The following is a 12173-nucleotide window of genomic DNA, read 5'->3' on the forward strand; positions in this document are numbered from 1 at the left end:
TACGAGCTGCGAGTTTGACGCGATTCTTTTACAACAGTGGTGCCAGGTAAGCGGTCCAGCGACTGACGTTTTCAGGTGTGCGCAGCAGATCGTTGCGCACTTCGATCAACACCGATTCCAGTCCCCGTGCATCGCCGTGCACCGGCACCGTCATGTCGCCCAGCGGGTTGATTTTGTAAGGTTTATTGCCGGCGACCTTCAAGGGATGCAGGCTCAACCCGTCAATCAGGCGTTGCGCGTAGCCCCTGGCTTCGCCAAACAGTACGCCGACTTCGAGCGTGCGCGGCTGGCCGTGGAAAACCGGGGTAAAGCTGTGAATGCCGACGACCCGAACCGGCCGCCCTTGGGCGACACGCTGGTCGATCAAGGTTTGCAGCCGGGCATGAAATGGCTTGAACAGGCATTCGCGGCGGTAATCGCGCGTCGCCTCGTCCAGATCCCGGTTACCCGGTATTTGATAAATCTCGCTTTGCGACGGAATGCTGTCCGGAGCATGGCGCGGGCGGTTGAGGTCAATCAACAGCCGTGAGTAATTGGCCGCCAGCAGTGTTGCACCCAGTGCCTGGGACAAACCCTCAGCCAGTGCCAGTGCGCCAATGTCCCAGGCGATATGCTCGCGCACCGCGTCGTGACTCAGGCCCAGGTCATTTAACCTGGCCGGGATAAAACGGCTGGCGTGTTCGCACACCAGAATCAACGGGTGCGTTGAGTCTTCGCGGCTCAGGGTGTACGCAGGCTCGGTAAAAAGACCGAGTTCAGCGGATTCAGTACAGGCGTGCATAGTGCTCACAGCGTTCGGCGGGCGACAGCTGTTCCGTCAGCGTCAGTTCCTCGGTTTTAAGGGCGAAGTAAGTGTCCATCAACGCGCTCGGCAAGGCTTCGATCAGCGCCTCGCTGTTGCGCAGGCATTCGAGCGCCTGGGCCAGTGAAGCGGGCAGGGCGACGATGCCTCGGGCGTGGCGTTGTTCTTCATTCAGGGAATCGGGGACTTCATCGGTGATCGCGTTCAAGGCCAGGCGTTGCTCGATGCCCAGGCGACCGGCGATCAGCAGTGCGGCCATGGCCAGGTGCGGCGAAGCCGTGGCGTCCATGGCGCGAAATTCCAGGTTGTATTGCGCCGCCACCGATTTGCCGCCCAGGCTCACCGTCGGGCAGATTCGCAGCGCCGCTTCGCGGTTGCGCTGGCCGAGGCAGGCGTAGGAGGCGCTCCAGTGATGCGGCTGCAAACGCTCGTAGGACACCGGTGTCGGCGCGGTGAACGCGCAGAGCGCCGGCAAGTAATGCAGGATGCCGGCGGCCCAGTGCTGGCCAAGGGTCGACAGGCCATTGAGGGTGCCGGCGTCGTACATCAGCGGTTGACCGTCCAGGTCCAGCAGGCTGACGTGCAGATGGACGCCGTTGCACACGGCATGCTCGGAGGTCTTGGGCGCGAAGCTCACGTCCATGCCCATCTGCCGGGCGATTTCGCGGGTGATCTCGCGCACGTTCACCGCACGGTCCGCCGCCGCCACACCGAGGGTGGGGCGGCAGGTGATTTCGTATTGATGCTTGCCGTATTCGGGCAGGAACATTTCCGGTTCGACGCCGCCGGCGCGCAGGGCGCTGAGCAGCCAGCCACCGAATTCGGCGCCCTGACGCTGGGCCTCAAGGGAGAACGCCAGCTGATCCGCGGCGTCGCTGCTCAGGTTGAATTCATGTTCGAAAGCGGCGTTGACCTGCAAGCCCAGTTCGGCGCGATAACGCTCCACTTCATGGCGCAACAACGTACGCGGACAGGCGCCCCACGAGCGGCCATCGGTTTCACGAATGTCGCCGTGGATGAAGTCGAGCGCCGGGGCCATGACATCCGGGCCGTTGCTGACCGTCACCCGGCTGCTCAGGTCGGGAATCAGGCGCAGGTCGCCATAAGCACCCCAGGGGTTGGTGGAGGCGATGATGTCTTGCGGGGTCAGGGCACTGTTGGCCGGCACCCAGCCGCAGCCTGTCGCCAGATAGTGTTCCAGTTCGTCCGTCGGGAACGAGCGGCCACGTGTCACGCCGATCAGGTCGGTGGTGACGATGGTGGTCATGGGCAGCGGCGACAGGCGTTCACTCATGGTTGCATCTCCTGCAACCGGCCGAGCACGGTCTGGGTGTCGGTGATCCAGCAGTAACCCTTGATCGCGTTCAGGCAGGCTTGATGACGCTCGGGTGTGTAGGTGGCACAGGCATCCTCCACCAGCGTCACCAGGTAGCCACGGTCCGCGGCGTCACGCACGGCCATGTCCACGCACTGGTCGGTGACGATGCCGGCGATGATCAGGTGCCGCGTTTCCAGGTTGCGCAGCACGTAGTCAATGTTGGTGGAGTTGAACACTCCGGAGGAGGTCTTGGGCAGGACGATTTCGTTTTCGGTCGGTGTCAGGTCGTCGATGATCCGCGCCTGCGTACTGCCCTTGGGCAAGTGCATGTCCGAGAGTTTGTGGTCCAGCGAGCGGTCGCGGCCATCGGCGGTCAGGCTTTCGATGATCGTGTGCAGCACGTTTTGTTGCGCGCTGCGAACGGCACTGAGCAGCCGGCGTTGATTGGGCACCACCTGCATGTGGGTGCGGGTCAGGAAGTATTCGCCGTCCGGTCCGTTGAGGTGCGGGTCGAACTGCGGTTCGAGCCAGGCACGCTGCATGTCCACCAGCAACAGCGCGGTGTGATCGGCAGTGAACGGTAAGTCCCGGGGCGAACGGTGGGGGAGCGTGAACATCCTTATTTATCCTCCAGCAGGTGGGTATCGAAGTCGGTCCGCAGGGCATCGATGCCTTCCAGGCGATCGGCCAGCTCCGGACTGCGCAGGGTCAGGCAGGCAATCAGCGCCTCGACCTGGGCCAGTGCCGGGACCATGCTGTCGAAGGCCGACACTGATTCCACCGGTGCACTGATGATCAGGTCGGCCATTTCCCGCAGCGGTGAAGCATAGATGTCGGTGAACAACACCACGCGGGCATATCGACTTTTCGCCGCATTGGCCACGCGCAGGGCTTGTGATTGGTAGCGGCGATAGTCGAACACCAGCACCACGTCCTGACGCTGCACATCGAACAGCCGGTCCGGCAGTTGCGCGTTGTCTTCCAGGGCGAAACAGCCCGGGCGCAGCAGGCGCAAATGGTTGAGCAAATAGTTGGCGAGGAAACTGCTGAAGCGCCCACCAAAGCAGTGAACCTGATGGCGGGTGTCGAGCAGCCATTCCACCAGAATCCGCACGTCTTCGGGTTGGGTCAGCGCGTGGGTATCCACCAGCGCCCGATGGGTGTCCGCCAGGTAATGACTCCATGCGTCGCCTTTTTGAAGCTGAGAGCGAAGCTGCAACAGGGTGCTGGGGGACCGAAGGCGATGGTCCATGTCATTGAACAGGGCATCCTGAAAATCGGCGTAACCGCTGAAACCCAGTTTTTTTACCAGTCGCACGATGGTGGGGTCGCTGACACCGGCATGTTCGGCCAACCGTGACATCGGCCCCAGCCCGTTACGCGGGTACTGGTCCAGCAAGGCACGAATGACTTTGCGTTCCGCCGGCGTAAGGTCCAGGCCGGGATCGGTGATCAGGTCTCTGAGAGAGGGCATCCGGGCTCCTGCTGGATGGATATGTCGGTTTTGTTTCATAAATCGCTAAAACAGTATTTATGTAGCGCATGCTACATGTCTAGTGAATTTTTCCATGGTTTTTCCAGCGTCAAAAATGAGGCGAAAAGGCCGTGCGCTGGGGGCTACACGGAAGTCGACAGGGCTTGTAGTCCATCGCCCACAAGGGTGTCAGAGATTGCTGAATTTAAACGGTTAAATGAGTCCGTATCCCGTCGCTGCCAATTCAAACGAAACGCCCTGGATCAAGCGTCTTGCGGCACAATTGCGTGATTATTTGTGGCATCGTGCCGTTTACCATTTCATCGACAGGGTGATAATCCGTGCAGGCAACCCGTTTGACCCTGATGTGCCACGCTCGAACCGTCGCACAAAAATTGGCGACGTTTCCTACGAATGAGCCGTTGGAATTCTATGGGCAATCAGCAAAGGGATCGCGTTGCAGCCAGTTCGAGCGTGCGCCACGGGTGCTCTGTGGGCCAGAGTTGCGCACGCAGCAGACAGCGGAGATGTTTGGCAATGACGTTGAAATCGTCTCGGCACTGAGGGATTGTGACTTCGGACGGTGGAACGGGGTGCGGATCGATGACCTGCAAAAGTCCGAGCCCGATGCGCTGCAAGCCTGGCTCGACGACCCGACCTCGGCGCCCCATGGCGGTGAGTCGGTCGCGCAACTGGGTGAGCGCGTGGCGCAGTGGCTCAAGTCCCTTGAGACAGCACCGGGGCATATCCTTGCCATCACTCATCCGTTTGTCATTCGCGCCGCACTGACGCAGGTGTTGCAGGCTGCGGCGTTCAACCTGATCGACGTCGAACCGTTGTCGGCCATCGAGTTGCGCTTCACCGGCCGCTGGCGCCTGCGTTTGCTTGAAGGAGTCATTTGATGAAAAAGCTTCTGGTCATCGGCATCGGCGCGGGCAACCCCGACTACATCACGATGCAGGCCGTGAAGGCGCTGAACCTCGTCGACGTGTTTTTCCTGATGGACAAGGGCCAGAGCAAAGACAAGCTGATCGACCTGCGCCGTGAGATCTGCGAGCGCTACATCACCGGTCACGACTACCGTTTTGTCGAAGCCCACAGCCCGGAGCGTGAGCGCGGGGATGTGGACTACAAGACCAGTGTCGAGGATCTGAATCTCGCCAAGCAGCAAAACTTTGAACGGCTGATCAATGAGGAAATCTCCGACGACCAGTGCGGTGGTTTTCTGGTGTGGGGCGACCCGGCGTTGTACGACAGCACCCTGCGGATTTTGCAGGCGATCCTCGCCTCGGGCCGCTGTGCGTTCGAGTATGAAGTGATCCCCGGCATCACCAGCGTTCAGGCGCTGGCGGCGCAGCATAAGGTACCGTTGAATCGCATCGGCCGCTCGATTGAAATCACCACCGGCCGGCGACTGGCGGCGGGGCAGGTGAGCGACGCCGACAGCCTGGTGGTGATGCTCGATGCCGAGGATTCCTACCATCAGGTGGCGGATCAGGAGACAGAGATTTTTTGGGGGGCTTATTTGGGGACGCCGGATGAGATTTTGATCAGCGGCAAGCTCAAGGACGTGGCGGATGAGATTGAGCGGGTGCGCAAGGCGGCTCGGGTGGCCAATGGATGGATTATGGATACCTATTTGTTGCGTAAGCCTTGAGGGCAGCGGTGTCTGGGCTGACGTCATCGCGAGCAGGCTCACTCCCACATTGGATCTTCGGTGTTCACAAAACCCTGTGGGAGTGAGCCTGCTCGCGATGAGGCCCTTCAATACACCTCAAATTATGGCGTTGACCCCACGCCCAAACCGCTCCCGATACACCGAAGGCGGGACACCCACCACCCCTCGAAACGCCACGCGAAAACTCTCCACCGAGCGATAACCACACTGGTCGGCAATCTGATCGGTGTTCTGATTCGTGCTCTCCAGCAACTCCCGCGCCCGCGCCAGCCGCTCATGCTGCAACCACGCCTTGGGCGGCATGCCAGTGGCTTCGCTAAACCGGCGCAGAAAGGTCCGTTCACTCATCGCCGCCTCACTCGCCAGTTCGCGAACCTCCAGCGGTTCATGCAAGCGCTCCCGCGCCCATTGCATGACGCGGGACAAATCGCTGCGGGGCGTTGGACTGACGGGCGTAGGAATAAACTGCGCCTGCCCGCCGGTGCGTTGGGGCGACATCACCAGGCGCCGCGCCACCGAGTTGGCTACCTGAGTGCCGAAATCCCGCGCAACAAGGTGCAGGCACGCATCGATACCCGCCGCGCTGCCGGCCGAGGTGATCAACTGACCGGAGTCGACGTAGAGCACGTCCGGGTCCACCAGGATGTTGGGAAAGCGTTCAGCCAACTCAGCGGCGTAGCGCCAATGGGTGGTGGCGCCGTGGCCGTCCAGCAGGCCGGTCGCCGCCAGCACAAACACGCCGGAGCAGATCGACAGCAGCCGCGCACCCCGCGCATGGGCCTGGCGCAGGGCGGCGAGCAAGTGTTCCGGCACCGGCGCGTTGCGGTCGCGCCAACCGGGAATGATGAGGGTGCGGGCGTCTTCGAGCAGTTCCATGCCGCCATCGGCCAGGACCTGAATGCCGCCCATGGCGCGCATCGGGCCCTGATCCACCGCGACGATACGATGTTCATACCAAGGGAAATCGAACTCCGGCCGCGCCAGGCCAAAGATCTCCACGGCGATGCCGAATTCGAAGGTGCAGAGGCCGTCATAGGCCAGAATCGCGACCAATCCAGGGTTAGGCAGCATTTGGCGGAAAGTTCCCGGTGAGTGTCTTGTCCGCCACTGTAGCCGCAAGCCTCGGGCGGATAAAGTCTTCTCACACCCACTCAAGACTTTGGAGTACAGCCCATGAGCAGCCTGGTCCGCGCCATTCCCGCAGCACCTTCGGCCATTGCCCTGATGCATTTCAGCAACCGTCTGACCTTTGAAACCGACTGTTCCGACGTGTACAGCAGCCAACAGGCCGGCGAGGTGGATTTTGTCCTGGTGGACGTGCGCGGACCGTCGGCATTCGAACGCGGGCATGTGCCGGGTGCGATCAACATTCCGGGGCGACTGCTCAGCGCCGAGGGCCTGGCGGACTACCCGACATCCACCTTGTTCGTGGTCTATTGCGCCGGGCCGCACTGTAACGGTGTGCACAAGGCAGCGGTGAAACTGGCGGCGCTGGGGTACCCGGTCAAGGAGATGATCGGCGGCGTGACCGGGTGGCTGGATGAGGGGTTGGAGTTGAGCGTCGCAGTGCAACGGCCTGCCACGGCTGCCATTGGTTGTGAATGCTGACATTCGGACATCACTGAACAATTGTGGCGAGGGAGCTTGCTCCCGCTGGAGCGCGAAGCACTCCCAAAATCCTCGACAGTTGCCGAGATTTTGGGGTTGCTACGCAACCCAGCGGGAGCAAGCTCCCTCGCCACAGATACCCATCAATCCTTAAGTTCAGCGAAGACGTGTAGACGCTGCCCACCACCCATCCAGCGTCGCCTGCAACCAGTCACTCACGGCTGCGTAAGCGGCGGTGTCGTGTTGCCCCCGAGGCAGCGGCGACTCATCCCCAAAGTGCGCATTAAGCATCGCCACCGACTCCGCATTCCACTCCGGATGAAACTGCAATCCCACCCGCGTCCGCCCCACGCGATACATCTGCTGTTCACACTGATCACTGCTGGCCAGCAACTGCGCATCAGGCGGCAGGTCGAACGCGTCTTCGTGCCACTCCAGCACCTTCAGCGTCTGGCCATCGACGAACGACACCGTGGTCCAGCCGGTTTCAGTCCGATCCATCCGCCGCACCTTCCCACCCAGACTCAGCGCCAGCAGCTGCGCCCCCAGACAAATCGCAAACACCGCCGCGCCCTGATCCAGGCTTGCCGCCAGCCACTGCCGTTCCGCTTCCAGCCACGCCGGCCCGGCGTTGGATTCATAAGGCCCACCCAACATAATCACAGGCGCCGCACTCACCGGTGGCAGCTGGCCGAGGTCGGCGCGAAAGACGTTCAGCGTCACCCCTCGGGACGCTGCCCAATCGGCAATGGCGCCTGGACCTTCGGCGGGGTGGTGCTGGATCAGATTCAATGTCGGCATCAGTGCTCTCTTGTCGTTTTTGCGTGTAGGTTTTGTCTGAAAAAAGGGCTTGTCCTACAGTCCCTGCACCGCCTTGGCGCACGCTTCAAGGGCTTTGAATCGGCCGGCCACTTTTCTATAAGTATTTGTCGCTTAAACACAATTTGCCCGCTGAAAGCCGCTCTAGACTGCCGGCCACTTAGGTCTTCACCGACCGAAAGTCATTCGAAAGCTGCCAATAAAAGCCTCCGCACACAGGAGTTATAAATGAAGAAGCTAGTGATGTTTGGTGCCCTGGCACTGTCGATGTTGTCGCTGACCGCTGTGGCCGATGACGCCAAGCCGATCCGCATCGGTATCGAAGCCGGTTACCCGCCATTCTCGATGAAAACCCCTGACGGCAAACTCACCGGTTTCGACGTCGATATCGGCGACGCATTGTGCGAGCAGATGAAAGTAAAGTGCACCTGGGTCGAGCAAGAGTTCGACGGCCTGATCCCGGCCCTGAAAGTGAAGAAAATCGACGCGATCCTGTCGTCCATGACCATCACTGACGATCGCAAAAAGAACGTCGATTTCACCATCAAGTACTACCACACCCCGGCACGCTTCGTGATGAAGGCTGGTACCGACATCAAGGACCCGCTGACCGAACTCAAAGGCAAGAAAGTGGGTGTGCTGCGCGCCAGTACCCACGACCGCTTCGCCACTGAAGTGCTGGTGCCGGCTGGTATCAACCTGGTTCGCTACGGCTCCCAGCAGGAAGCCAACCTGGACATGGTCTCTGGCCGCGTTGACGCGCTGCTGGCCGACTCGGTCAACCTGGACGACGGTTTCCTGAAAACCGACGCCGGTAAAGGTTTCGCTTTCGTCGGCCCGACTTACGAAGACGCCAAGTACTTCGGCGGCGGCGCCGGTATTGCTGTGCGCAAGGGCGATACCGAGCTGGCGGACAAATTCAACACCGCCATCACCGAAATCCGCGCCAACGGCAAGTACAAGCAAGTGCAAGACAAGTACTTCGACTTTGACGTTTACGGCCAGTAATCACGCCGTTCAAAAAAGTGGTAACCGTTGACGCGGTTGCCACTTTTTTTATGCGCTCTCTCTGTTGAAATGAGATCCCCTGTGGGAGCGGGCTTGCTCGCGAAGGCGTCGTGCCAGGCAACATCAATGTCGACTGACACGACGCCTTCGCGAGCAAGCTGAACTGGTCAAGTAAATCCGGACACCGGTTACGGTGCTTATGCCGCTTTTTGCTCCATAGCTAGTGGCGACAGGTAGTTGTTGTAGCTGTGGAGCCTGGTGCGGTTGTAGTACATGAAGAAACGCGTCATATCAGTTTCGGCTTCCTTGACCGTGCTGTAGCCGTTACGAGGGACCCATTCTGACTTTAGCGTGCCGAAAAAGCGTTCTGTCGGCGCATTGTCCCAGCACTGCCCGCGACGACTCATGCTTTGCAAAATGTCATGGCGTCTCAGCTCTTCTTGAAACTTGCGACTGGTGTACTGACAACCCTGATCCGAATGGAACATTACTCCTGACGGGCATTTACGAAGCTCTGTCGCCATCCGTAGCGCCTTGCTGACCAGGTTCGCGTCGTTGACCAGAGAGAATGCCCAACCGATGACCCGGCGTGCATACAAGTCGATCACGATGGCCAGATGAACCCAACGTTTACCCACCATCAGGCTTGTAACATCGCCACACCAGACCTGATTGACTGCGGTCGGTTTGAAATTGCGCTTGAGCAAATTGGGTGCGACGAATGCTTCAACCCCTTTGGATCTGAATAGGTGCGGCTGGCGTTGTTTACTGACAATGTTGGCCTCTCTCATCAATGCTCTAACAAGGCTTCTTCCGGCAGATATATCTAGTGCCTTCAGGTTTTTGCTGATCGCTCTGGAGCCCAGGGCTTCCCGACTTTCGCTGTGCAACTCGACCACTTTCTCTTTGAGTTCTTCGCGTCTGATCTTTGGCTTGGCGCGCCGCTGCATCCATTCATAAAAGCTGCTGCGCTTCACATCGAAAACGCGACACAGGGTGGCGGTCGGAAATGACTCTCTTAGCTCCGCGATCATCGAAAACGATCGGGGTCCGACATCAAGAGAGCGGTAGCCTTTTTTAAGATTTCGGCTTCCAGTTCCAGGCGTTTGATCTTGGCTTTCAATTCCTGAATCTGGCGCTGATCCTCAGTAATTGCCTTGGTGCCCTGAACGGGTTGCCCTTTGCGCTCCTTGCGAACCTGCTCGACCCACCGCCGCAGGGCGGTAGGTCCAATACCTAAAGACGCGCAGACATCTGGAACGGGGCAATTATCGTCAATTACCATGCTGGCTGCACGATGCTTGAATTCGCGGGAATAGACCTTTCTTTCGTTCATGGAACCTCCAAATTGGCGAAATCATATCGCCCTTAAGAGGTGTCCGGAATTATTAGGCCAGTTCAAGCCCGCTCCCACAGGGTGATCTCAGCGCCTCTTATATCGGAGTCCCCATGCAACGCATCGACCATCCACTGCCCTGGAGCCACCTCGGCACCGAACGCACCCTCAGCGTGTTTCGTTATGGCGCCGGTACTCGCAAGGTCTACATCCAGGCCAGCCTGCACGCTGACGAGTTGCCCGGCATGCGCACGGCCTGGGAGCTGAAGAAGCGCTTGGCTGAGCTCGAAACCCAGGGCCAGTTGCAGGGTGTGATCGAACTGGTGCCGGTGGCCAATCCGATTGGTCTTGACCAGCACCTGCAAGGCAGCCACATGGGCCGCTTCGAACTGGGCAGCGGCAAGAACTTCAACCGCTCCTTCGTCGAACTCAGCGCCCCGGTAGCCGAGTTGATTGGCGACCAATTGGGTAAAGATGCGCAAGCCAACATCGCGCTGGTTCGCCAGACCATGGGCAAGGTCCTGGACGACCTGCCGGCACCGGCCTCGCAGCTCGAAGCCATGCACCGCTTGCTGCTGCGCCACGCGTGCGAAGCCGACATCACCCTGGATCTGCATTGCGATTTCGACGCGGCGATTCATCTGTATGCCTTGCCGCAACACTGGCCGCAGTGGCAATCCCTGGCGGCGCGACTGAAGGCCGGGGTGGCATTGCTCTGTGAAGATTCCGGCGGCAGTTCATTCGATGAGTCCTGTTCATCGCCGTGGCTGCGCCTGGCGCGGGCGTTCCCCGAGGCGGCAATTCCGCCGGCCAACCTGGCGACGACGCTGGAACTGGGCAGCATGGGCGACACCCGGGTCGATCAGGCCCAGGCTAATTGCGAGGCAATTCTCGGGTTCCTCGCCGAGCAGGGATTCATCAACGGAACCTGGCCTGCGGCACCGAGCGAGTGTTGCGAAGGCATGCCGTTCGAGGGCACCGAATACCTGTTCGCGCCGCATCACGGGGTGGTGAGTTTCCTGCGTGATTCGGGTGAATGGGTGGAGAAGGGCGATGCGCTGTTTGAGGTGGTTGATCCGCTCTGCGACCGCGTAACCACCGTGCGCGCCGGGACCAGCGGCGTGTTGTTTGCGATTGATCGCGGGCGGTATACGCAGCCGGGAACGTGGCAGGCGAAAGTGGCGGGGCGTGAGCCGATTCGGGCTGGAAAACTGATTAACGACTGAAAATTCTCGCTGTTCTTTCGGGCCTCATCGCGGGCAAGCCCGCTCCCACATTATTTGCGGTGTTCACAAAACCTGTGGGAGCGGGCTTGCCCGCGATGACTGCATCAGCACCACCGAATGTCCCCCGGCAAGCTTCACGGTGTTAGGCTCTCCCCCGAATCCTGCGCTCCATGAAGGAAGGTTTATGTTGAAGTTTCTCGCTCTGCTGACGTTGCTGGCCTGCGCCACCGTCCACGCTGAAACCCCGCTGCACACCGATCTGCCGCTCAAGTACCTGGAACAGTCCAACCCCGAATCCCGCCACCAGCCGTTGGTGATTTTCCTCCACGGTTACGGCAGTAATGAGGAGGATCTGTTCGGCATCAAGGATGAGTTACCGGCGCAGTACAACTTCCTGTCTGTGCGAGCGCCGATGGTAATGGAGGAGGGTAGTTACAAGTGGTTTCGCGAGAAGGGCAACGCTGCCTACAACGGTGAAACCGATGATCTGAAGGCCAGCGGCCAGGTGCTGCTGGATTTCATCGCCCAGGCCGCGAAGAAATATCACACCGAACCCGACAAGGTGTTCCTGGTGGGTTTCAGCCAGGGCGCGATCATGTCTTATGAGGTGGCGCTGCGTCATCCCGAGGCGGTGGGCGGGATTGCGGCGCTGAGCGGGCGGATTCTGCCGGTACTGAAATCCGAGCTCAAACCGGATGAAAAACGCCAGAAGCTGGCGATTTTCATCGGTCATGGCACGGCGGACAAACGCTTGCCCTACATCGACGGCACCGAGGCCAACAGCCTGTTGCAGAGCCTGTCACTCACGCCTGAATTTCACGCCTACCCGGGCGTCGGTCACAGCATCAGTGCCACCGAAATGCAGGATCTGAGCGCCTGGTTGCAGCGCCTCAATCCGTAAGTC

The 12173-nt window shown here is 60.0% G+C and carries 14 protein-coding genes; 6 read left to right on the plus strand and 8 right to left on the minus strand.

From position 1 onward, the window contains the following. Nucleotides 1-28: 28 nt before the first annotated feature. Genes ACYZT8_RS11290 through ACYZT8_RS11305 form a run of 4 tightly spaced genes read right to left on the minus strand, consistent with a single transcriptional unit; the run spans nt 29 to nt 3594 of the window. Nucleotides 29-781 carry an N-formylglutamate amidohydrolase gene (locus ACYZT8_RS11290; protein ID WP_461981099.1) on the minus strand — a complete coding sequence of 251 codons (753 nt, stop codon included), beginning with the start codon at nt 779-781 and terminating at the stop codon, nt 29-31. Then, nucleotides 765-2096 carry a glutamine synthetase family protein gene (locus ACYZT8_RS11295; protein WP_461981101.1) on the minus strand — a complete coding sequence of 444 codons (1332 nt, stop codon included), beginning with the start codon at nt 2094-2096 and terminating at the stop codon, nt 765-767. Before ACYZT8_RS11295 ends, ACYZT8_RS11290 begins: the two co-directional genes overlap by 17 nt. Continuing rightward, nucleotides 2093-2737, minus strand: coding sequence for a cysteine hydrolase family protein (locus ACYZT8_RS11300; protein ID WP_461981103.1), 645 nt, complete (start codon nt 2735-2737; stop codon nt 2093-2095). Before ACYZT8_RS11300 ends, ACYZT8_RS11295 begins: the two co-directional genes overlap by 4 nt. 2 nt (nt 2738-2739) lie before the next feature. Continuing rightward, entirely contained in the window at nt 2740-3594 is an 855-nt protein-coding gene (locus ACYZT8_RS11305) for a MurR/RpiR family transcriptional regulator (protein WP_461981105.1), read from the minus strand. A 341-nt stretch (nt 3595-3935) separates the two neighbouring features. Between ACYZT8_RS11305 and ACYZT8_RS11310 the strand changes: the two genes are divergently transcribed. Together ACYZT8_RS11310 and cobF are read left to right on the plus strand one after the other, a co-directional pair. Then, nucleotides 3936-4496 carry a histidine phosphatase family protein gene (locus ACYZT8_RS11310; protein ID WP_461981107.1) on the plus strand — a complete coding sequence of 187 codons (561 nt, stop codon included), beginning with the start codon at nt 3936-3938 and terminating at the stop codon, nt 4494-4496. Continuing rightward, nucleotides 4496-5251, plus strand: coding sequence for a precorrin-6A synthase (deacetylating) (cobF, locus tag ACYZT8_RS11315; protein ID WP_461981109.1), 756 nt, complete (start codon nt 4496-4498; stop codon nt 5249-5251). The genes ACYZT8_RS11310 and cobF overlap by 1 nt, the downstream gene beginning before the upstream one ends. Before the next feature lie 117 nt (nt 5252-5368). Here the strand turns inward: cobF and ftrA are convergent, their stop codons facing one another. After that, a complete protein-coding gene (ftrA, locus tag ACYZT8_RS11320; RefSeq protein ID WP_461981111.1) occupies nt 5369-6343 on the minus strand; it encodes a transcriptional regulator FtrA in 975 nt (324 codons plus the stop codon). A 102-nt stretch (nt 6344-6445) separates the two neighbouring features. Between ftrA and ACYZT8_RS11325 the strand changes: the two genes are divergently transcribed. Next, nucleotides 6446-6880: a rhodanese-like domain-containing protein gene (locus tag ACYZT8_RS11325; protein WP_461981113.1), complete on the plus strand. Its 435-nt coding sequence runs from the start codon at nt 6446-6448 to the stop codon at nt 6878-6880. Between the two features lie 156 nt (nt 6881-7036). Here the strand turns inward: ACYZT8_RS11325 and ACYZT8_RS11330 are convergent, their stop codons facing one another. Further along, nucleotides 7037-7681, minus strand: a complete 645-nt coding sequence (locus ACYZT8_RS11330) for a type 1 glutamine amidotransferase (protein ID WP_461981115.1) — start codon at nt 7679-7681, stop codon at nt 7037-7039. Between the two features lie 246 nt (nt 7682-7927). On the opposite strand from ACYZT8_RS11330, the gene ACYZT8_RS11335 reads away from it, so the two are divergent. Next, nucleotides 7928-8707: an ABC transporter substrate-binding protein gene (locus ACYZT8_RS11335; RefSeq protein WP_461958318.1), complete on the plus strand. Its 780-nt coding sequence runs from the start codon at nt 7928-7930 to the stop codon at nt 8705-8707. Between the two features lie 197 nt (nt 8708-8904). Here ACYZT8_RS11335 and ACYZT8_RS11340 read toward each other — a convergent pair whose 3' ends face one another. Together ACYZT8_RS11340 and ACYZT8_RS11345 are read right to left on the minus strand one after the other, a co-directional pair. Next, the gene (locus ACYZT8_RS11340) at nt 8905-9741 is read right to left on the minus strand and encodes an IS3 family transposase (protein ID WP_461973779.1); all 837 of its coding nucleotides are present in this window, start codon (nt 9739-9741) and stop codon (nt 8905-8907) included. Continuing rightward, nucleotides 9738-10043, minus strand: a complete 306-nt coding sequence (locus ACYZT8_RS11345; RefSeq protein WP_461973777.1) for a transposase — start codon at nt 10041-10043, stop codon at nt 9738-9740. The genes ACYZT8_RS11340 and ACYZT8_RS11345 overlap by 4 nt, the downstream gene beginning before the upstream one ends. A 113-nt stretch (nt 10044-10156) precedes the next feature. Here ACYZT8_RS11345 and ACYZT8_RS11350 point away from each other — a divergent pair, with 113 nt between their 5' ends. Together ACYZT8_RS11350 and ACYZT8_RS11355 are read left to right on the plus strand one after the other, a co-directional pair. Further along, nucleotides 10157-11269 carry a succinylglutamate desuccinylase/aspartoacylase family protein gene (locus tag ACYZT8_RS11350; RefSeq protein ID WP_461981117.1) on the plus strand — a complete coding sequence of 371 codons (1113 nt, stop codon included), beginning with the start codon at nt 10157-10159 and terminating at the stop codon, nt 11267-11269. A 184-nt stretch (nt 11270-11453) separates the two neighbouring features. After that, nucleotides 11454-12170 (plus strand): alpha/beta hydrolase, encoded by a 717-nt coding sequence (locus ACYZT8_RS11355; RefSeq protein WP_461981119.1) that lies wholly within the window; start codon nt 11454-11456, stop codon nt 12168-12170. Nucleotides 12171-12173: the final 3 nt, after the last annotated feature.

It is taken from the genome of Pseudomonas sp. LB3P93, from assembly GCF_054898025.1.

Excerpts from the sequence above, each read along its gene's own strand:
- ACYZT8_RS11290 (WP_461981099.1), bottom strand. The coding sequence starts at position 781 with ATGCACGCCTGTACTGAATCCGCTGAACTCGGTCTTTTTACCGAGCCT.
- ACYZT8_RS11295 (WP_461981101.1), bottom strand. The coding sequence starts at position 2,096 with ATGAGTGAACGCCTGTCGCCGCTGCCCATGACCACCATCGTCACCACC.
- ACYZT8_RS11300 (WP_461981103.1), bottom strand. The coding sequence starts at position 2,737 with ATGTTCACGCTCCCCCACCGTTCGCCCCGGGACTTACCGTTCACTGCC.
- ACYZT8_RS11305 (WP_461981105.1), bottom strand. The coding sequence starts at position 3,594 with ATGCCCTCTCTCAGAGACCTGATCACCGATCCCGGCCTGGACCTTACG.
- cobF (WP_461981109.1), top strand. The coding sequence starts at position 4,496 with ATGAAAAAGCTTCTGGTCATCGGCATCGGCGCGGGCAACCCCGACTAC.
- ftrA (WP_461981111.1), bottom strand. The coding sequence starts at position 6,343 with ATGCTGCCTAACCCTGGATTGGTCGCGATTCTGGCCTATGACGGCCTC.
- ACYZT8_RS11325 (WP_461981113.1), top strand. The coding sequence starts at position 6,446 with ATGAGCAGCCTGGTCCGCGCCATTCCCGCAGCACCTTCGGCCATTGCC.
- ACYZT8_RS11330 (WP_461981115.1), bottom strand. The coding sequence starts at position 7,681 with ATGCCGACATTGAATCTGATCCAGCACCACCCCGCCGAAGGTCCAGGC.
- ACYZT8_RS11335 (WP_461958318.1), top strand. The coding sequence starts at position 7,928 with ATGAAGAAGCTAGTGATGTTTGGTGCCCTGGCACTGTCGATGTTGTCG.
- ACYZT8_RS11340 (WP_461973779.1), bottom strand. The coding sequence starts at position 9,741 with ATGATCGCGGAGCTAAGAGAGTCATTTCCGACCGCCACCCTGTGTCGC.
- ACYZT8_RS11345 (WP_461973777.1), bottom strand. The coding sequence starts at position 10,043 with ATGAACGAAAGAAAGGTCTATTCCCGCGAATTCAAGCATCGTGCAGCC.
- ACYZT8_RS11350 (WP_461981117.1), top strand. The coding sequence starts at position 10,157 with ATGCAACGCATCGACCATCCACTGCCCTGGAGCCACCTCGGCACCGAA.
- ACYZT8_RS11355 (WP_461981119.1), top strand. The coding sequence starts at position 11,454 with ATGTTGAAGTTTCTCGCTCTGCTGACGTTGCTGGCCTGCGCCACCGTC.